Below are 19258 nucleotides of genomic sequence, written 5' to 3'. Positions count from 1 at the left end.
TGACTCGAATGATCTCTAAGTGTGTTCATTTTTCCTACCGTGTGGGAATCTCAGATATGGGCTCTACTTCGACTGTTGCTTTCGCCACTTTTGATACTCAAGGAACTGACTGAACTCTTCTTTACTGATTCCTGAGTCAGCCGCTTCTTTGGCCAATTGCAGCCACTCTGGATCGAGTTCAAGGGAAGTGTCGGCTACGTCTTCAGGTGGCAACAAGTATTGAATCGGGATCTCAAAGACGTTTGCCAACTTTTCAATCACTTGAATCGAAGGATTATGTTGAATGTTTCTCTCAATAGCACTCAAATAGGACTTTGCGATATCCGCTCGCTCGGCCAGTTCGGAAAGTGAGAGATTTCTCTCTTTGCGAAGCGAACGAATCCTTTCTCCGATCATGGTGATCCTCCTAACCTTGCATCGCAAAACCCTACCCCGAAAACCTTAGACGCATCTTATCTGCGAACGCTCTATCGTTCTTGATTAAGATCGACTATCTCATCTGTTCTTAATGAGGAATCATACACTACATCTTTTTTACTGTAAAGAAAGACACGCACTTCCTCAAGACTCAGCCCCAGTGCCTTGGCTTCTTTCATTAAGAAAATCCACCCAACATCAATGCCTTCGGACTGGATCAGCTCAGCATTTGACATGAAGACCCTTGCCTCCCATCGAATCGATAGGAACCTTCTGCGGTCCAGCCTTCTTAGCCAACATTGGGTCAGCCTTAGAACTGAGACTTTGCGTCCCCGCATTTCAACGGGTTTGCGATTTCCGGTTCGTGCTTATGTATATCGTAAACGCTATCTCCTATACCGACAAGAAAATATTTACACGCAATTTCGACGTTTTTCGCGAACCCTCGACGGCATCACGTAGCATTTTATGTGCGCAGCAATCCACCTATGCTTAAATGTCGGTCGCCGTCGATAAAAATATTTTTCACTCTCATACAGCCAATTTAATGAGGATGAAAACTTCATAAAAAATGATTTAAAAACCTATTGACACACGATGTTCGTTCGTTATAATGAACACATGATCGTTCGTTTTTAAGAACGAATGTAAGGAGATCTGGGCTTGAATGAATCGACAGATTTGCAACAACCTTTTTTATCACGAAAGGAACGGAATCGATCCATGCGTGTGAAACGCCATAAAAAACCGTATCGCACGATTTTAATCTTGACAGTTCTTCTCACCCCCGCCTCCGCGATCAGCTCAGATCTGTTTGTAAGAAGCACAGAGGCGCTGTTAACGTCGTCAAAGCAAATGACAGCCGTTTTCCAATCTGCCGACCACTTTCCAATGTGGTATTCGCAACTGGTCCAACAACTGGCGAGCGACGCACAACAGTCTGAAACGCTCACGCAGCAACTCACTCAACAGGCGAGTTCAGATAAGGAAGATAAGAAAAAGCAAGCGGATCGCGAAGATATTCTCACAAAGCTCAACAGACTGCTTTTTCAGGAAACAGCACTCATGCAAAATGCAAGGGCCACATTTGAGATCATTTCGCAAGCCGCGGCGACAGATGAATTGAATTACCAAACCGCCACCTCGCAAAAGGGTTCCCAGCAAGAAATTGATTCATATTCGCGGGTTGCATCGTGGGGACAAAACGCCTTGTCCGAGGCAACGTCCTATCTGAGTCGTATGCAAGGTAACACGCAGACATGCACGAGCATTATTTCGAAATTTTTGAAACAAGATAAAAACGCCGATCAAACTGATACATCCCACTCTGGCATCGACTCGCCACAAACATCTACGAGTGTCGTGAGTGATGTGTACAACAAACCAAGTTCCAACTAGATGATGATGAGGAAGGCGATCAAGTAAATGAAAGCAACACTGAAATGGTCTGGCCGAGTGATTACCTATCTCCTTCTCATATTTTTTGCGCTGTTACTCTACTTGGGCGTTTCCAGCCGTATCGCGGGCGGACCGCCGACAATTTTTGGACACGAGATGTACGTCGTACTCTCCGGGTCGATGGTGCCAACACTTCAAGTCGGTTCTGTCATTTTTGATACACCACACATAAATCCAGTCACGTTAAAAACTGGAGAAATTATTACATTCAAAGCACCATACACCCAAAATATGTTGATTACGCACCGCATCGTTCAAGTCATTCATCGCGGCAATCAGCTTTTGTTTCACACAAAAGGCGACGCAAACAAGGTCTCCGACTTCTTTCTCGTACCATCCCAAAACGTGGTTGCGCAGTATGACAACTTTACCGTTCCCTATGTCGGTTACTACCTGGAATTTGTCAAAACAAAGCTAGGAATGGCGCTCACGTTGATCATTCCCGGCGCACTCCTGATCATCTCTCAAATGATCAGCCTCACGCGATCACTTCGGAAAGAACTGCGGGCAAAAGAAGTTGGCCCCAATCGTTCCGAAGTATAAATGCACCACATTCCATTCGGTTGAGATCTTCTCGACGGGCAATGTATGGACTCATCCAACCATACCGCGAGAAGTTTGAAACAAACATAACCCAATAGGGGATCTAGGGAGGAAATTCAAATGGCAATCGCATCAAAAGTAGCTTTGGCAATGGCATCATCTGCGGTGGGCGCAGCGATGCTCGCGGGCGGATCGTTCGCGTTGTTCACATCAAATGCAACGAACACAGGCAACACGTTCGCGGCTGGCACGGTCATCGTCGATGCAACAAATGGCGGCCAACCCGCATTCACGTCGACATCCTACAACTTCCAAAACATGGCCCCTGGGGATTCGGGAACTGTCAACTTGACCGTAAAGAACACAGGAACACTGTCTGAGTGGGTCGTCATTCCTTCCAGCGGAATCGCAACGTCTGGCGCGATTTTTGCTTCTAGTGGCACAAATTCTGTCACTGAAACGTCGGCAAACAACATGCCGCTTGTTTTGAAACCTAATGCCAACATGACGGCTGGAAGCTCCGGTTATCTCCTTGCGCCAGGTTCCAGCACGACCATCGCGATCAACTATTCACTGCCGCTTGACGCAAACAACTTCTACCAAGGGCAAACGGGAACTGCAACGATCACCGTCGAGGCGGTGCAGGCGCGGAACAACTCGGTCGACAGCAGCAAAAACCCCGTATCTTCTCCATACACAGGCGCAGTCGGGCCTTCTAGCTGGAGCTAAGTTAATAGCAATCGCTTAAGAATGCCAAGTCGATTCAAGGTGGTGTGAAAACACCACCTTTTTAAATGAAGTGCATTTCACAAGGAGGTACCATGTTGAAATACTCGACGAAAATACCACTGCTTTCCATAGCAGGGATCCTTACACTCAGCACGCTTGTCGGAGGCGGAACGTTCGCACTCTTCACTTCAAGTGCACACAACTCGGCAAACACATTCACTGCCGGAACCCTGAATGTCACCCCTGAACGTGACGACATTCCGCAAACGGGACCTATGTTCTACACAAGTACAACATCCGCTCAAGCAGGTGTCGTACCTACAGGACTGTGGGCGCCTGGCGATAAACACACGCGTGGCCTGTTTCTCGAAAACACAGGAACATTAACTGCAAGACTAACCTCCATTTCAGCCACACCTGTTGACGCCAACGGATTAACAGCTTCAAATTCATCAGCAAATCAAGTTACACTTCAAAACGATACTTCTTTTTCAAATCAATCCAATGTGACCGTATGGGAACTCGTCCCTGTTTCATCAACGACAGGAAACGACGACCAATGGTCCAATCAAGAAACATCCACCCAAATTGAAGAATGCCTCGATGGAGTCAACCGTCTTTATCAGAAGTACGGAGGCATGGGATACACGGGGCAACAACTTTTGACCGCTGTGAATAACGGTCTTCTTCACAGCATCAACAATCTTACTGCAGTATCGAATGGACAGACGGTGAATACCGACTCAGTCGCTGTGACACAAATGTTTAATGATCAAACTTCAAATTTTGTCAATCAGTCACCGTACAATGTCAATTCTTTCAATGATGTGATACAACCCGGGCAATCAACACTGCTCGCCTTTACAGTCGGGTTCGACCTGAGACCGCCTACAGGTTCAGGAATTGACCCGAACTCGATGCAAGGAAAATCTGTCTACTTCAACTTTAGAACGAATTGGGTGCAGACGCGCAACAACCCGCTCGCGATGTAATCCACAAAAGCAGAAAGAACGTCCGATCGACCCGGACGCTTCTTTCTGCTTTTTCACTCTTCTACAAACACCACATCCCCCACGAGATACTCGACGTTCCCCGCAATGGTCTTGCCGATAAAGCACGTGTCGCGCGCGGCGTTGGCCACCTGTTGATAGTTTTCGCGGCGCGCAGCGTCGCCGCCGTGAATCACGGGATGAACCGTCAACCTTGCGAATTTCCCGTTAAGCGGATACCCCGTCACTTCCCCCACAGCGCGAATCTGCAAATCGGCGACGGCGAGTTCACGCTTTTGCAGCATGCGAAACAGCGTGGCACTATAACAGGACGCGACTGCAGCAATCAAAAGCTCTTCCGGACTTGTCCCAACACCCTTTCCACCCATCGCATCTGGCGCCGAATAGCACACCGTGACATCCTTTGCAATCGTCGCCGCACCCTCTCCTTCCCTGCCAACGCCGCGCCACTTCAAATTCGCTTGAAACGTCAAATCCGCCATGACAAACCCGCCCCCGTGAAATCAACTTTCTTCAATTATACAGCTTTCGCGCTTGCAATGAACCGCGAAAAAAACCGCGCCATTGTGCAGAGCGCGGTTTCTCTTTCAAAATCTCGTCGTTTCATCAAGAGTTTGACGCTTGTGGCGAATACGTGCGCCCCTTCGTGCGATCACTATCCTTTTGCCGACTGCTTCGCAGGCTCCATAGCGCCTTCCACCCATTCGCGACAAGCAGTCCAATCAGCGGATAGGCCAGTCCCCCAACTGTCGCAAAAATGATCGTGCTCACCACGGCTGTCACAAAGCCAAAAACGACCTGCTGTCCATACGCGGCAGGCGATGTTGGAGGATCCGTCACCATAAAAAACGCCAGAAACAAGGCCGTGTTCACAAACGGCACGCGCAATGCATCTGCCGGCGTGTCGGTTGGCAGCCCGAGGTGGAAGATCGCCATCAAAAAAAGCAGCCCAAAATACGTCCCCAGATACGCCGCGACCTGCGGAAATTTGTTGACGCGAACCGTCAGAAAAACCCCCGCGATGATGACCACAAACGTGAGCCATGTCGGCATAAGCGCAAGGCTTCCCCACCAGCTCTGGCCGGATTGGACGATGAACGTTGCGATCAAGAGCCCAAACGCCGCAGGATTAAAAAGTGGTTTTCGTCCCAACTTTAAGATGTGTTTTGACAAAAGCGCGATCGCCGTGATCGCCACAATCCAAAGCAGCGGTGTCTTTTGGCTGAGCACATCCGCCACGATCAATCCCGTGATGATCCCGCCATCCGAGAAGAGTTTCCCCCGTTTCAAAAGTAGCGCAACTGCGCCATCGACAACAACGCCAGTAAGCGCGGCGACCAATGCGTTGACGAGCCCGAAATGATCCTGCGGACGAAGCGCCGCGATCATTGTGAGACCGATCAGCATCGCCATGACCGTCCCTTTTGGCGTTTTGATAAATCGCTCAAATGAGGGCTGTGGTGCTCTTTTTACACGTTCCTTTTCACTCATCTCATATACCCCCTCATGGATTCGGTCATCGTGATCTCAAGCGTATCCCTGATGAAAAGGGCTGCGAGTGCCATGTCATCCACGAATTCCTTTGCTCGCTTTGCCCCAAGCAAAAATGCTGCCGTCGACACCGCATCCGCCAACATCGTCAAAGGCGCTAACACTGTGCAACTTACCAAATCAGAATCAGAGCGCCCCTGTCCCGGGTGCACAATGTGATGCATTTCCGGATGAAGCGGACTGCGCCGTTCATAGCTGCCCGATGTGCAAACCGCCACATCCGTCGCCTCAAGCCATGCGATTTGCTCCCCATTCTCAAACGGATGTTGAATGCCGATCGTCCAAAGATCGCCCCGCGGATCAACGCCATGCACATAAACATCTCCCCCGGCATTGATCGCAAACCCTTCAAGGCTGCTCAATTCGCGCGCTGCCAAATCGACTGCCAGGCCTTTTGCCACTGCCCCCAAATCGAGCAATAGCGGCTTGCGAAGACGAATGGAACGCGTCCTCTCGTCAAGTTCGATATCGCGATACGTCACCTTTGCATGGATCACATCATCCGCCACAATCACCTGTTCTCCCGTCGCGTAGTGGCGCGTAAACCCAAGCCTAGAAAGCGTCCCGCCTATCGTCGGATCAAACACACCCTCCGTGAGTTCACTCACCTCAAGCGCGACTCGCACAGACTCAAATAAAATATCGGGCACCGTCATCCATTTCCCAGGGTGACGGCAAAGTTCACGCAGCGCGCTTGTCTCATCAAACCGACTGCATGTTTCCTCGACAAAGCGCATGGCGGCAAACGCGCGTTCAATCGCCTGCTCGCGCATGTGTGTCGGCTCTGGCCCAACGACGCAAATGGAGACTGTCGTTCCCAACAGCAGGCGCGTTTCTTCACTGTGTCGCGACATCATTTTTTTGCGCACTCCTCAAGCCTTGGCTTTGTTCAGGGCCTGGTACATTGCCTCTGCAAAGTTGTATGTACTCGCAGTGGCTCCTGATACGATGTAGATTCTCCAAGTCTGCATCTGGACAGCCTCCTGCGGAAGCTGAGGATCAATGACAGATTGCGGATAGTGCATGGAATAAGACGTGATCTTAACAGACGCGATTTTTCCGTGAGCAATCGTGACTGCAAGCGAGAGTCCTCCGTATGGATTGCTCGCGACGCCTGTATACACGCCATCTTTATACTGTGCGGCTTTTGCCGCTGGTTTTTTTGCATTACTCGATGACGTTTGGGATTTGGGATTTCCTTTGTTTGAAGTGCCGTTCGTCGATGTAGAAGAGGAAGTCGGATGGTGCGTAGGAGAAGATTTCTTTGCGGAAGATTGCGTTTTACTGTGGTTATACGCTTTGGCAGCCGCGCCTGGCGTGGACTGCGACGGCGCAGGTGTCGTTGGGTTTAAACCGGGTACACTACTTGTATTGGCTTGCGCTGAAGGCATCGTGTAAATGTAACCTGCGGCATACACCGCCGTAACTGCCGCTCCACAAACGCTCATCAAGCGTTTTCCTAATTTCGCCAAAAAAAACAACCTCCCAAGTTCAAAGCTTCTATCCTATTCTTTGCTTTAACTTGGGGACAGCTTAACAGCCGAAACTGGCATCAACCTTACAAAGAAAACATTTCCTGTGTCAATGCATCATTTCGTCAACCCACCCGAAACCGTTTGTCTCCATGTTGCAGGTAACTGCTGGCAAAACGCTCAATCTCTTCGGCAGGAAGCGGTTTGGCAAACAGATAGCCTTGGACATAGTCACACCCTTCTGCTTTCAGACGGTTAAACTGCTCCATATTCTCGACGCCCTCTGCAATGACCGCCATCTTTAGATTGTGCGCGAGATGAATCACCGCAGACACAATGGACATCTGCCCTGAATCGTAGAGCATGTTGTCAATGAACGATTTGTCGATTTTCAGATGAGTAGGTTGGAATAAGTGAAGATAAGAGAGCGAAGAAAATCCCTTTCCGAAATCATCAATCGCGATTTTTATGCCAAGTGAACGAATCTGTCGAAGTTCTTCTGCAATTTCCATCGAATTGTTCATCAACAGACCTTCCGTGATCTCAATTGCCAAACGCCGCGGATCCATTCCGGTCTCCTCAATCACCTCACGAATGGTTTGCACCATGTTTCCGAGTTGAAATTGTTTGGGTGAAACGTTTACGGATAGAAGTTCTGGAGCCTTTCCGCTTCTTTCCCAATTTACAAACTGCCGACACGCGCTGAGAAGCACCCATCGCCCCAACGTGACAATGAGCGCGCTCTCCTCGGCAATCGAAATAAACCGCTCAGGTGAAATCCATTCACCTGATGCGTCCCGCCAGCGCGTCAGTGCCTCGATCGATTGGATCGATCCGTCTTTCACAAGAATTTTGGGTTGATAATAAATTTCTAACTCCTGATTTTCAAGCGCTGAGCGCAACTGTTTTTCCAAGATGAGTCGCTCGCGCATCTCCGCCTCCTGCTTCGGGTCAAAACACATGATGCGATTGCCCCCGGCATGCTTCGCGCTGTACATCGCCATATCAGCGTAACGAAGAAGTTCCTGCAACTGCACCGCACATTCCGGATACCAAGAGACTCCAATGCTCGCCGTGACAAAAAGGGTGATCCCGTCAACCGAAAATGGAACAGAAAAGAGATCAAGCACCTGCTGTGCGAATGCCAATGCCTCTTCACAATTTGTAGGATCGGAGGAGAGCAGCGCAAACTCATCGCCGCCTAAACGAAACAGGATTCCTTTAGAATAAAAAGTATCGTGAATGCGCTTGGCAATGACGCGAAGCACTTTGTCTCCAAACTCGTGGTCATGACTGTCATTGATCGTTTTAAAATCATCAAGGTCCAATACAAACATGCAAATCATTGAGTGCTTACTGGCAAATGCGTGAAAGGACTCGTACAAGAATCTCCGCGTATACACCTCCGTGATGTCATCCACATACACAGTTCGCTCTAATTCAATCACGTAACCGATAAACGTTGCGGCAACGTGCAGTGCTTCAGTTTCTTTCGCAGTAAACTCATGAGCCATCCGGTCCATACCACAAATTGTCCCAATTTTCCATCCGTTTTTCAAAATGATCGGCACACCGATAAAGGATGTCGCCCCGAGACTCGATGTGATCGCCATCGCAGATGTTCGCTCATCCGCTGTCGTGTTTGAGATGATGAGCACATCGCTCGCCGTTTCACAGACATGATGGCAATAACTCTCAAGAAATGGCACGGGACCCTCTTGAACCAAAACTTCGAGCCGATTGTACACCTTGATAATTTCATTAACCTGTTCATCATTGATGGCCACAAACAGCGTATTCACATCGATCATTTGACTCAACATCGTCAACATTTTTGAAGATGCAATCTGTAAGCGTTCATTCAGCACAAATCCGAGCATGGTGCATCTCCTCCATTCAAAAAGAAAAACCCACTCGTCAAAAGACAGCGAGGGGGTCCGATACCTGCAACTGGCTAGCATGGCAAGTTTGCCGAAGCCCCTGTAGCTTTGCGCCACTGCGTTTCCACAGTTTTGCCGATGTTTTTTTTTTACACAAAATTGGTTTCGATAAAACTCGACAAAATTCCTGCATTTTCTAGTATACAATGTAGATTGATAGAGTGTTCAGCACTCTTTTCCGCCCGACAGCGGCAAATCCAACGTATGCTCAACAGCGACACGCACGCAAACTTCCAATCCGCGCACCATATCGGTCAAATTCATAGAAGGCAGTTCCCGCCCTACAACTTGGCTTGGCAAAAAAGGGATATGGATAAATCCACCGCGCACACGAGTATACTTTGTTTTCAATAGATGCATTAATCCATAGAACAGATGATTGCACACAAACGTGCCTGCCGAATTGGAGACGGAGGACGGAATTCCAACATCTTGCATCGCGCGTACCATCCGCTTGATCGGCAAATCGCTCAAGTAGCCCACCGTTCCTCCCGGCACGACGGGTGCATCGACAGGCGCGTTCCCCGCATTGTCAGGGATGCGCGCGTCATCCACGTTGATTGCGACCCGCTCTGGTGTGATGTGATGGCGGCCTCCCGCCTGACCTACACATAGTACGACGAATGGTGAGATTCTCTCGATCTCCTTTTCCAAAACGGCTATCGACGTTCCAAAAACGGTAGGAATCCTCGCCGCGACGATCTGCACAGGATCGGATCCATCAACATCAAGCACTCGACCTGCCAACGCCTCAACCACTTCCAGCGCCGGATTGACCGTCTCCCCGCCAAAAGGTTCAAACCCTGTGACCAAAACCCGTTTCTCCATCTCCCGCTCTCCTTTTTTGATCCCCATGTTTTGTACCCATCATCTATGATCAGCATTTGCTTTCCCACATCATGTTTGCGATTCATTTCCCTTGCCGACACTAATGAATATGGGGTTCACCTCCTTCAACCTCCCGCGCCCGCCACATCCACACCTGATACATACGCCATGACAGGAAGAGAGGAAGGCTCAACTGAACATAAAAAAATATCCACCCACACGCTATTTCATCGGTTGCGTACTGCTTGCAGCCATTTCTGTATTTTTAGAAAAGCGTTCACATATCTCATCCGGCGGTGTGAGCGGCCTTAGCATAGGCATCGCAGACATCATGCATCTGAATGTCGGTGTCGTCAACCTCTGGATCAAAGGGATGATCTTCAGTATCGTTTTTCTTTTCGGAGGCAAATCAATCGCATTCTGGACCACGGTTGGCGCAGCCCTCACGGGTGGCTGCATGTGGCTTTTTGCGATGATTCCGGTAACCTTCACTTGGCCACAGTGGCTCGCCTTCGGATTGATCCTGCTGTTCTCAAAATTTCCCATTGGGCTCCTTGTGTCAAGAGGATATTCAACGGGTGGCTACACCGCAGTTGGCCAAGTGCTTTGTGCGCGTCTGCATATTCCTCTGCGCGTCAGTCTTGCGATCCTAAACACGATCTCTGTCCTGGCCATGTACGTGTCACACGGCGCAAAATCCGGAGCGCTCACAGCGGTGATCGCTCTCACTTCAGGTGTTGCAACAGAGGCGTGGGCAACCATCTCGCGAAAATGGCTGGATGCGCCTTCCAAAGATTGCCCAACGGATGAGATTCTCAGATTCTCTGGTCCCTTCGCCAAAATTTTTAGATTAACCATTGGAAATCGCGAGAATTAGCTGCTCAGTCCATCATGGGTAGTAGGAATCATATTTTTGAATAAATAGCTCGAGATTTCTTTTGCGAATCTTTATGTCTTCATACCATAGATGCAATTCACGCTGTCCAGTTTCCGTGAGATGATAGAGCCGTTTGGCAGGCCCTGCGTCATCTGTGTTCCAATAGGACGTGACACATCCGCGCTCTTCCAAATCGCGTAAAACACGATAGACCGCACCACTGTCAATCTCCCAATGATCCGGCATGATCGCTGAAATCTGATTCCAGAGCGCTCCGCCATGCGCGTCCTGCTCAGTAAGAAACAACAGAAGAAATGCCGGAAGGTGTCGATTTTGTTTTCCAGGAACGCTGCGTTCTTTCGCCATCCTTTTTTCTCCTTGCAGTGAAAGATCCATCGCTATGATACCATCTCGTCATTATACTGTGCTTAGCAGGGAACGCAACCGACCCTATCCTATAAATTCGACATGCACATCGATCGCGCAATCAAGAAACAGCCGCCACGCGCGTCACGCATTGGCGACCGTTTCCGATCTCTTCTTATCTTCTCAACCCTGCGTTTCACCAAAGCGATTCAGAAGCAACACCATATGTAGCATGGCCTGCTCAAAATCTTCAATGCGAATCGACTCATCTGGCGCGTGCGCGCGTGAGTTCCACCACCCGCAGCCTGTCGACACGATTGGCAGAGAATGTCCCAGATACTCCCCAAACGGGTACATCGGACCTGTCCCCGCAGAGGTTGGAGCCATGACGGCCTCCACACCATACGCTTCTCTGGCCGTTTCTTTGACCATCCTCACAAAGGGATGATTCATCTCCGAGCGATACGCCCGCTCGCCATTCACCTGACTCACTTCTACATCTGTAAAGCCGTGTCGATGCAAATGTCGTCGCACCTTTTCCAGAATATCATCCGGGTCTTGATTGGGAACAAGTCGACAGTCCAGTTTCGCCTGCGCCCGGCGCGGCAAGACGGTTTTACTGCCATCGCCTGTGTACCCACTTTCAATACCGCAGATCGTCATCGTTGGCGCATACCATAAATGAAGATTTGGATTCTCGTCGCCAGAAATCAATGGACGGCGGAGTCCCAAATGCTCCTTCATCCGCTCGGCGTGAAACGGCTGTTCTTCGGCATACTGTACAAGTTCAGGTGTCAAAGAAGCGACATCTTCATAAAAACCGTCAACAAGAATGCGATGATCCACGCTTTTCATGGACGCCAGCGCCTGCACCAAACGCCACGCAGCATTGTCGACGATAGCTCCATTAGATGAGTGGAGATCCACGTCAGCGCCGTGACACCACAGTTGAAGGTAGCACATCCCTTTGATTCCCGCGACCATCTGTGGTTGCCCATCCATATTTTTGCCGCCAAACTCCCAGATGCATGCGTCCGCCTTAAATTGATCTGCATATTTTTCCAAATAGGCCGGAAGCGACGGCGAACCGATCTCCTCTTCCCCTTCAATCAAAAACTTCACATTACACGGCAGACCGCCGTTTTCTCTCAAAGCGATAATCGCCTGCAGCCTGACCGTCAAATCACCCTTATTATCAGCAGCACCCCTGGCAAAAACCTTCCCGTCATGAATCTCTGCTCCAAAGGGAGGATACGTCCACTCGTCGAGTGGCTCGGGAGGTTGCACGTCGTAGTGATTATAAAAAAGCAGCGTTTTGTCGCGATTTCCCCGAGGGCCTGCGGCAAATTCTGCGCAGATCACAGGATTCCCTCCGCAATCATCAAACACGCTCACCTCGCCGCCTGCCTGCTTTGCCATCTCTTTGACGAGACGCACAGTCTCCGCAATCCCGACTTGTTGCGCCGCGATACTCGGTTGCTGGCAATAGCGCTGAAGCATCGTCAAGGCAGTCGGAACCTGCCGCGCCACAATTTCCTTCCATGATCTCACCTGCACTCCCCCTCATCACGCAAAATCAACTCAACAAACACAAACGGCGCTCTCCAAGCACCGTTTGTGTTTGTTCTTATCTATTTATTTCGACAAAACATCAGATAATCCTTTGCTGTGATTTATCGCGATTCAAGAATGCGCCGAATTTTCTTACCGCAGATCCCTCTTTGACAGTTGGAGAGTTCCGCTTCATTCGCGCAATCCCGCAATTCTGTAGAAAGCATCGCCGTGAAAAAGAGACACAAAATGCTGAGAAACAGGTCGACTCCAAGCAGCGAACGATACGCTCCATGCGTCAGCGCCGGACTCGCGATGATCAAAAGCAACCCGATTGCTCCGATGGACCATCCCAGATAGCGTTTTTTAAGCTGACGATTCCACTGTAACGCTTTGCGATTCTCGAAAAAAGTGCCGAGGATGATGACGGTCATCGAGAGCCCCGTGCCCACCCACATTGGATTGATGTGAAAAGCGAAAGTCGTCGCTGAAAATCCAGTGAACGCATTCCAGCCAAGCCCACCCGCGACACCAACGACCATGGATAAAAGCACGGTTCGTTCGCGAACAGCCGGCCAGAGCAAAAAGGTAAGCGTCGGCCCGACGATCGCCGCATTTCGAAGGGTCAGGCCAAACACCGCCCACCAGGCAAGCTCGCCCGGTCTGATTAATGCATAAATCACGATGAGAGCCCCCTGGATAAGCATCGAAAGTCGCGTAAAACGGCGTACGGCAGATGTGTCATGCGATTGTTGTTTGCGATTGAACAAATCAAGACCAAAGCTTGACGCGCCAGAAAACATCAGCGGTGCACACCAGATCAGCGCAGCAGCCCAAAACCCTAATCCGACGAGCAGCACAGCCCAGTGCGGCGCAACCATGCGCAAGTAGGTTGGAAAGGCGAGCAGGCCGCTTTTCATGGCGATGTGATGCGTGCGCGCCGCCATACCGAGGAGGGTTGGGACAATGGCAAACCCGACGAGAACAATGGAAGAGAGATAGACGCCGAGTTTTCCTTTGCGAACACTCTTGGCTGAGGAGATGGTCTGAAACTCTGCCTGCGCGCTGACAGAATTCAGGATGTTCATCCCAAACCACACCAGAATCATCGCCAAACCGCCGCCCGCCAAGCCTTGAAAGTGTGGCTGCTTGGGAACGGGCGTCGTGAAAACGGCGTGACCGTGAAGGCTGTAGTAGGCTGCCACCGCCAGTCCGACCGTGAACAAGACGAGGTTTGCAACCTGCACATATGCAAGAGACCAGAGACCGCCGAGAGACACATACAAAATGACCAACAGTGTGGTCAAAATCAAGACGACGGCAAGGTTCCAACCTAACATGACATGAAAATAGGTGCTGCCGCCAGCACATTTTTCATTGCAAAAATCGGAAACGTGAGTCCGATGACAAGCGCTGCCAAATCGCGCGCCTTTTTGCCGTAAACGCGCCCCAGGAGGTTCGAGTTTGTCAGATAGCCGATTCTGCGAAAGGGGCGAAGCAGAACACTTGCGACAAGCAGCGATGAGACGATCACCGAAATCCCGTACCATATCGCAGATAAACCTGTAAGATAGCCTGAGTCAAGCTCAACGGCGAACATGGAAGATCCCCACATGGCTGTCATCATCACGAACACGTGCCAGACACCAAATGAACGCCCGCCATCGAGAAACTGACCGCCATTTTTTGTATGACGCTTGGAATACTGACTGATGAGAAGCAAAAATAGTGTATAGACAAGAATCAGGACAAGAAAAAACATATCTCTATAACCCCTTAAACACATCGGTTTACTGTAAGTAAACCGACTATAGACCACTTATCCGACTTTGTCAATCGGATAAGTGGTCTATAGAAAAGATGTGGAGAGGCTCCCCGCTCCACATCTTTTCTTTCCCTGTCAACTCGCGCAATTACCTTCCTCGCTCGTGATGATCTGCCGAAATTGTATTTTTGCATCATCATTCGTCGGCTCATCACCCAATAAATAAAGCGCAAGCTCATGCCATAACTTGCGTAGCTCATTAACACACTCAGAATCCTAGCAATCATCCACCTGTAAGATACACACTCTCTTCCGTTTCGGTCTGACAAAGTTCGTCAAATAAGGGCTGCCAGATGACCAGTGGCTTTGTGACAGTGTATCAATCGGAGATCCAGTGGGATACCTACGACTATATATCTCCGTATGGAACGGTAATCCCGAATTCTCCTGATGGATTCAATTCTACACAGTAAACATGTCACCATACTGGAATGGCCCTAGCGGGGACAATTTCACCACGTATTCTGACGTAGGTAGTCTCACAACATACAGCGAATATGCCGCAATTTATTGAATGTCATCGAAAAAAGTACGGAGCATATTCCCCGCTTTTTCTATCTGTGAATCCCCATGATATCGAAAAATTGCACAATGCGACCCCACTGATAAGTTTTCAAGTGAAATAGTACATATAGCAAAATGGGCAAGCAAACAGTTAGCGAGATTAAAATGACAATTCTGGATCGAAGTTTCAAATGATCAAGAATGATACGCTCCACTCATACTCCCCCTAAAAATACAGACTATTCAACTTTCATTATAAGACTTATCGAGAAACGATTGCAATGAAAAAACAAGCCACTCAGGTGAGACTAAACAAAGACTAGTATAACTCACACAACACAAAGAAAGGAATTATGCAAAAAAATACGGAGAAATCTCCGTACGGACGAGGTTATCACGAATTTTTCATTCAAGTAATACCTCGAAAGCATCGATACAAATTTTTTTACACGATCGATCGACAAACCACGTTGATTTCCAGGGAAATTGTCCATTCTTGTAAAATTGTGCGAGATGAAGCTCCACTCCCCTGCCAAACACTCACTCTCCCGCCTGATCGAGTGGCATCATCCGGATCATCGTGCTCACGTTTCCAAGAAGTCGCTGCGCGATATTTCGCAGGTAAGGGTCTTTCCATTCTTGCTCAGTCCACTGCGGCGACACCATTGCGAGTCTTTGCGCCATCTTTGAAAGTATGATTTCGCGATCCGGTTGCACAGACAAAGACGCGCGTACTAAGGACTCCATCCCTTCCATGATCTCTGCAAGCATTTCTGCAAAATCCTGGTGATGCATCAACGTATCACACTGCATCCGGCCTTCACTGCGCAGCGCGCGCATGCCTGTTTCAAGCGCTAACAAGTTGTCGACAAACCGGTGCAGAGCCAGCAAGAAACCGCTGACCGAAGCGCGATCGAGCACGCCATGACGCGGCTCATTGATCATTTGCTCAACGACGGCCATCGCATTGGTACGCGCCAAACGCACTGCTTTGCGAGCGTCTGATGTCGAGACTCGGTTGCCATCCGCCCCTCTCATCTGCTGAAACACCGTCCGCAAATAACGGCAATCGGCGCGCAAAAAATTGCCCAACGCATTCGGGACATTGGTAAGCTGCCAGGTTGGCCAAAGCGAAAATGCAATCAGCGCAAGCGCACTCCCTATCATCGTATCAAGCAGTCGATCACGCACCGCGAGTACTGGCGCCATATGTTCAAAAAACGACAAGAGTACCACAATCTCCGATGTGATGAAGACTGAAAAAAGGAGGTAGTTGTAGTTGAATACGGTGTAAAGAAGTGCCGCAAACACGATGATCCAGACAATGCTGAACAGCGGCACTGGCTGAGGAATGGCGATCAGCGCTGACGTGACGACGACCCCGATTGCGGTGCCCACCACCCGTGCAAGGCTTCTGCTGATCGTCGAAAAAAAATCAGGCTTCAAGATGAGCAGCGCAGTGAGCGGAACCCAATAACCGCGCGGAAGCGGGATCATTCGGTATAGGGCAAACGCAATCCCAATCGTGCACGAAACGCGAATCGCGTGACGCAGCGCGGCAGATCGCCATGTAACATTTGCGCGCACTGTCACGAACAACGTGCGAATGGGCTGCCAAAAAGTAGCTTGTGGTGTTGGGAGGTTAATGCCCAGATTTTCTGATGCACCGTGCCGCATGACCGTTTCCATGCGATCCATGCTTGTTTTTATGTCGTCAGTCAGTTGCGCAATGACATGCCCAATTGCGCCAGCGCCTGTCTTCGCCATTTCACCTGTGACAAAGGTGCCGCAGTGTTCTGCAAAAATCTCCGGATGAAGCGAGCGCTCAGGCAATGGCTGACGCTCGAGAATCGCTGTGGCAAGTGCGTCGATCGAAGCGCTCAACTCCGAGTAAAAAGACGAACGCCACAACACTGCCTCGCTCATTCCTTTAAAACCGCTCTCCTCAAGCAATCGAAATGAGCGATTCAGCGCGACGACGGCGTTTCGCACACGCTCCATTTCATCAAGCAAAATCCGAAGCTGTCGCCACGATGATGTGGGTAAACGCGAGTCGTTCAGTTGCGTCTCTGCATAGACAAGCGCCCGCACGACAGCAAACTCCGACATGCGGGTACGCGATGCCACGAATTGTCCGACTGCACGAAACACGCGCGACACCCCTACGGTCTCTTCGCGAAGTGGAGCTAGGCGATCGTGAATCCACATCAGAGAAATTTGTGTGAAACTCCCCAACATGACAAGCAATGCCTGCGCAAGCGCGTGAATCGGATCGGCGGGAAACGCCATAAAAATGATCATGCTCTGTGTTGAGAGCAAGCCAACCTGTGCGGCGGAAGGACTCACCGCAACCAGGATGGCTGCAAAAAAGGCGCTCACCATCAGGAGCAATCCCGACAAAAACGCAAGGGTTCCACTCATCGTCCCGATGAACGTTGACAAGCCAAGCCAGATCAAAGCGAGTATCATGGTGCGCAAACGCAAGCGCGAGGTCCCCGTGATGCCCGCAAAACCAGTGACAAGCGCCCCGATTGCGACAACGATAGCGGCGGGCACTTGCCCCAAAAAAGCCCCCACGGCCAGGGGGAGCGCGATGCCGACAGCATTTCTAAGTCCCGCCTGGACATGCAACTGCGATCGGTCATGGGACATCAACAGATCAATCAATGCAGGAATCTCTCTTCGCTTCACAACGGCTGTTCTCCTAAACGAGTGTTTCGTCCGCGCCACAATTCAATGATCGAGACTGACTCGCAGAACGATTTTCAAGAAGTGGCTCCCACGCATCTCGCACGCCCACAAGCGCTAGCATTGTCAAAAATGCGTGTTGTACTCCAACATGGCTTCCACGGGGATCAAAAAACTCCTCAAGCGTGTGCATGCCGCCGCAATCGCCGCCGCCACCGAGCGTGACGGATGGAATACCGAGTTGGATGGGGACATTTGCGTCCGTGCTCTGCGCCTGATCAAGGACGGGCTCAAGACCGAGCACACGCGCCGCCGCAAGAGACGCGCGCACAATGGGAGCATCCGGAGACTGCTCGCCTGCTGGACGATCCCCAATTTTTTCAATCTCAACGCGAAGTTTGGGACGATCTACACCGCGATTCTCCTCATCGCACGCCGCTCGTACTGCGCAAAGCGCCTGTTCTTCTAAGGCCGACAGTTCCGCGAGCGAGTTTGAGCGAAGATCAAGCAGCATGCTGGCACGCTGCGCGATCGTGTTCACAGATGTTCCGCCGGATATCTCGCCCACGTTGAACGTGGTCTTCGGATCGCGCGGCGGACGAAGATCTGCAATGTTCGCAATCGCTCGCCCCAACGCGTGAATCGCGCTCGGGGTCCCAAAATCTCCGAAACTGTGTCCGCCCTGTCCATGAAATGTGATGCGATAGCGGCGACTTCCTGTCGCGAGATAGGTAGTGCGCGACGGCGAACCCGGTTCGATCGAGATAAAACCGTCGATCCGCGGGACGTAATCCGCTGAAGTAAGTCCCGCTTGCGCTGGTTCCGCCTGTGTATGCCCGCCAAACAACGCCTTGACGCCGCGCAGATCACCGAGGCCTTCTTCTCCAACGGTCGCCCCAAAAAGGATATCTCCGCGCGTTTTGATCCCGCTCTCTTGAAGCGCACGCGCCAGTCCCAGCACAGTAGCCAACCCTCTGCCGTCATCCGCAATCCCTGGCGCAAAAAGACGTCCCTCGCGCCGCTTTACTGACACATCTGTCCCCGCCGGAAACACCGTGTCAAGGTGCGCACAGATCAGCAAGGTCGGCCCATCCCCCACCCCGCGGCGTATTCCGGTCACATTTCCCACCGGATCGATGCAGACATCTTCGAGAAAAAGCGCTTCGAGTTTTTCCTTAAATCGCTCTCCGCGCAGCGCCTCCTGAAACGACGGTGCCGCAATCTCTGTGAGTTCGATCTGCTCTTCGATCGTTCTCTCCACATCTGCATGAATCCATGCGAGCGAGCGCCTCACGTCTGAGTGAGCCGACACCTGCTCCATGATCTCTTGAATCCGATCGCTCACTGCGCACACTCCATCCGCCATGATATTTATTCCAAGTATCTCATCGGAAAATGCCGGTGTAAAGAAATGTGGCGTCACAGCAGGCCCCACGCATCTTTTTCCCAGTTGGTCGACCACGGGGACCATTCGAATGCCAAATAGAACCAGACTTCAG

Annotated in this window: 19 protein-coding genes and 2 riboswitches; of the genes, 5 read left to right on the top strand and 14 right to left on the bottom strand. The window is 50.5% G+C overall.

Annotation, left to right across the window (positions count from 1 at the left end; all coding sequences use genetic code 11):
* Nucleotides 1–63: 63 nt before the first annotated feature.
* Entirely contained in the window at nucleotides 64–396 is a 333-nt protein-coding gene (locus ATW55_RS07540) for a helix-turn-helix domain-containing protein (protein ID WP_067715019.1), read from the bottom strand.
* A gap of 71 nt (nucleotides 397–467) precedes the next feature.
* Nucleotides 468–653, bottom strand: coding sequence for an anti-repressor SinI family protein (locus ATW55_RS07535; protein ID WP_067715016.1), 186 nt, complete (start codon nucleotides 651–653; stop codon nucleotides 468–470).
* 35 nt (nucleotides 654–688) lie between these two features.
* Nucleotides 689–780, bottom strand: a riboswitch (cyclic di-GMP riboswitch).
* A gap of 300 nt (nucleotides 781–1080) precedes the next feature.
* On the opposite strand from ATW55_RS07535, the gene ATW55_RS07530 reads away from it, so the two are divergent.
* The 4 genes from ATW55_RS07530 to ATW55_RS07515 all read left to right on the top strand — a co-directional run bounded on the left by ATW55_RS07530 (nucleotide 1081) and on the right by ATW55_RS07515 (nucleotide 4139).
* Complete coding sequence (locus ATW55_RS07530) at nucleotides 1081–1815, top strand: hypothetical protein (RefSeq protein WP_067715012.1); 735 nt, start codon at nucleotides 1081–1083, stop codon at nucleotides 1813–1815.
* 27 nt (nucleotides 1816–1842) lie between these two features.
* The gene (locus ATW55_RS07525; protein WP_082685644.1) at nucleotides 1843–2418 is read left to right on the top strand and encodes a signal peptidase I; all 576 of its coding nucleotides are present in this window, start codon (nucleotides 1843–1845) and stop codon (nucleotides 2416–2418) included.
* Nucleotides 2419–2538: 120 nt separating this feature from the next.
* Nucleotides 2539–3147, top strand: coding sequence for a TasA family protein (locus ATW55_RS07520; RefSeq protein ID WP_067715007.1), 609 nt, complete (start codon nucleotides 2539–2541; stop codon nucleotides 3145–3147).
* Nucleotides 3148–3242: 95 nt separating this feature from the next.
* The gene (locus tag ATW55_RS07515) at nucleotides 3243–4139 is read left to right on the top strand and encodes a TasA family protein (protein ID WP_160327191.1); all 897 of its coding nucleotides are present in this window, start codon (nucleotides 3243–3245) and stop codon (nucleotides 4137–4139) included.
* A 53-nt stretch (nucleotides 4140–4192) separates the two neighbouring features.
* Here ATW55_RS07515 and ATW55_RS07510 read toward each other — a convergent pair whose 3' ends face one another.
* The 6 genes from ATW55_RS07510 to pcp form a co-directional block, all read right to left on the bottom strand.
* Nucleotides 4193–4639: an OsmC family protein gene (locus ATW55_RS07510; RefSeq protein WP_067714999.1), complete on the bottom strand. Its 447-nt coding sequence runs from the start codon at nucleotides 4637–4639 to the stop codon at nucleotides 4193–4195.
* Nucleotides 4640–4763: 124 nt separating this feature from the next.
* Nucleotides 4764–5648 (bottom strand): RnfABCDGE type electron transport complex subunit D, encoded by an 885-nt coding sequence (locus ATW55_RS07505; protein WP_067714996.1) that lies wholly within the window; start codon nucleotides 5646–5648, stop codon nucleotides 4764–4766.
* Nucleotides 5645–6565 (bottom strand): FAD:protein FMN transferase, encoded by a 921-nt coding sequence (locus tag ATW55_RS07500; protein WP_067714993.1) that lies wholly within the window; start codon nucleotides 6563–6565, stop codon nucleotides 5645–5647. The genes ATW55_RS07505 and ATW55_RS07500 overlap by 4 nt, the downstream gene beginning before the upstream one ends.
* A gap of 15 nt (nucleotides 6566–6580) precedes the next feature.
* The gene (locus tag ATW55_RS07495; protein ID WP_067714988.1) at nucleotides 6581–7180 is read right to left on the bottom strand and encodes an FMN-binding protein; all 600 of its coding nucleotides are present in this window, start codon (nucleotides 7178–7180) and stop codon (nucleotides 6581–6583) included.
* 125 nt (nucleotides 7181–7305) lie between these two features.
* Nucleotides 7306–9060 (bottom strand): bifunctional diguanylate cyclase/phosphodiesterase, encoded by a 1755-nt coding sequence (locus tag ATW55_RS07490; RefSeq protein WP_067714985.1) that lies wholly within the window; start codon nucleotides 9058–9060, stop codon nucleotides 7306–7308.
* Between the two features lie 62 nt (nucleotides 9061–9122).
* Nucleotides 9123–9207: riboswitch (cyclic di-GMP riboswitch) on the bottom strand.
* A gap of 78 nt (nucleotides 9208–9285) precedes the next feature.
* The gene (gene pcp, locus ATW55_RS07485) at nucleotides 9286–9948 is read right to left on the bottom strand and encodes a pyroglutamyl-peptidase I (RefSeq protein ID WP_067714982.1); all 663 of its coding nucleotides are present in this window, start codon (nucleotides 9946–9948) and stop codon (nucleotides 9286–9288) included.
* A gap of 193 nt (nucleotides 9949–10141) precedes the next feature.
* Between pcp and ATW55_RS07480 the strand changes: the two genes are divergently transcribed.
* Nucleotides 10142–10825 carry a YitT family protein gene (locus tag ATW55_RS07480; RefSeq protein WP_082685642.1) on the top strand — a complete coding sequence of 228 codons (684 nt, stop codon included), beginning with the start codon at nucleotides 10142–10144 and terminating at the stop codon, nucleotides 10823–10825.
* 12 nt (nucleotides 10826–10837) lie between these two features.
* On the opposite strand, the gene ATW55_RS07475 is transcribed toward ATW55_RS07480, so the two are convergent.
* The 6 genes from ATW55_RS07475 to ATW55_RS07450 form a co-directional block, all read right to left on the bottom strand.
* The gene (locus ATW55_RS07475) at nucleotides 10838–11191 is read right to left on the bottom strand and encodes a helix-turn-helix transcriptional regulator (RefSeq protein ID WP_067714975.1); all 354 of its coding nucleotides are present in this window, start codon (nucleotides 11189–11191) and stop codon (nucleotides 10838–10840) included.
* Nucleotides 11192–11374: 183 nt separating this feature from the next.
* A complete protein-coding gene (locus ATW55_RS07470) occupies nucleotides 11375–12742 on the bottom strand; it encodes a M20/M25/M40 family metallo-hydrolase (protein ID WP_336433217.1) in 1368 nt (455 codons plus the stop codon).
* Between the two features lie 122 nt (nucleotides 12743–12864).
* Entirely contained in the window at nucleotides 12865–14055 is a 1191-nt protein-coding gene (locus ATW55_RS07465) for a hypothetical protein (protein WP_153005058.1), read from the bottom strand.
* A 20-nt stretch (nucleotides 14056–14075) separates the two neighbouring features.
* A complete protein-coding gene (locus ATW55_RS07460; protein WP_067714968.1) occupies nucleotides 14076–14504 on the bottom strand; it encodes a hypothetical protein in 429 nt (142 codons plus the stop codon).
* A 1107-nt stretch (nucleotides 14505–15611) separates the two neighbouring features.
* The gene (locus tag ATW55_RS07455; protein WP_067714964.1) at nucleotides 15612–17762 is read right to left on the bottom strand and encodes an FUSC family protein; all 2151 of its coding nucleotides are present in this window, start codon (nucleotides 17760–17762) and stop codon (nucleotides 15612–15614) included.
* A gap of 13 nt (nucleotides 17763–17775) precedes the next feature.
* A complete protein-coding gene (locus ATW55_RS07450) occupies nucleotides 17776–19104 on the bottom strand; it encodes a M20/M25/M40 family metallo-hydrolase (protein ID WP_336433216.1) in 1329 nt (442 codons plus the stop codon).
* Nucleotides 19105–19258 lie beyond the last annotated feature (154 nt).

The sequence above is a fragment of the Ferroacidibacillus organovorans genome, assembly GCF_001516615.1.
GTDB lineage: Bacteria > Bacillota > Bacilli > Alicyclobacillales > SLC66 > Ferroacidibacillus > Ferroacidibacillus ferrooxidans_B.
The sequence above is the reverse complement of the archived record's forward strand: the minus strand, read 5'-3'. Positions and strand labels throughout refer to the sequence as shown.

Coding starts and splice junctions, on each gene's coding strand:
- ATW55_RS07535 (WP_067715016.1), bottom strand. CDS start 653: ATGTCAAATGCTGAGCTGATCCAGTCCGAAGGCATTGATGTTGGGTGG.
- pcp (WP_067714982.1), bottom strand. CDS start 9,948: ATGGAGAAACGGGTTTTGGTCACAGGGTTTGAACCTTTTGGCGGGGAG.
- ATW55_RS07500 (WP_067714993.1), bottom strand. CDS start 6,565: ATGATGTCGCGACACAGTGAAGAAACGCGCCTGCTGTTGGGAACGACA.
- ATW55_RS07540 (WP_067715019.1), bottom strand. CDS start 396: ATGATCGGAGAAAGGATTCGTTCGCTTCGCAAAGAGAGAAATCTCTCA.
- ATW55_RS07505 (WP_067714996.1), bottom strand. CDS start 5,648: ATGAGTGAAAAGGAACGTGTAAAAAGAGCACCACAGCCCTCATTTGAG.
- ATW55_RS07525 (WP_082685644.1), top strand. CDS start 1,843: ATGAAAGCAACACTGAAATGGTCTGGCCGAGTGATTACCTATCTCCTT.
- ATW55_RS07510 (WP_067714999.1), bottom strand. CDS start 4,639: ATGGCGGATTTGACGTTTCAAGCGAATTTGAAGTGGCGCGGCGTTGGC.
- ATW55_RS07520 (WP_067715007.1), top strand. CDS start 2,539: ATGGCAATCGCATCAAAAGTAGCTTTGGCAATGGCATCATCTGCGGTG.
- ATW55_RS07460 (WP_067714968.1), bottom strand. CDS start 14,504: ATGTTTTTTCTTGTCCTGATTCTTGTCTATACACTATTTTTGCTTCTC.
- ATW55_RS07475 (WP_067714975.1), bottom strand. CDS start 11,191: ATGGCGAAAGAACGCAGCGTTCCTGGAAAACAAAATCGACACCTTCCG.
- ATW55_RS07490 (WP_067714985.1), bottom strand. CDS start 9,060: ATGCTCGGATTTGTGCTGAATGAACGCTTACAGATTGCATCTTCAAAA.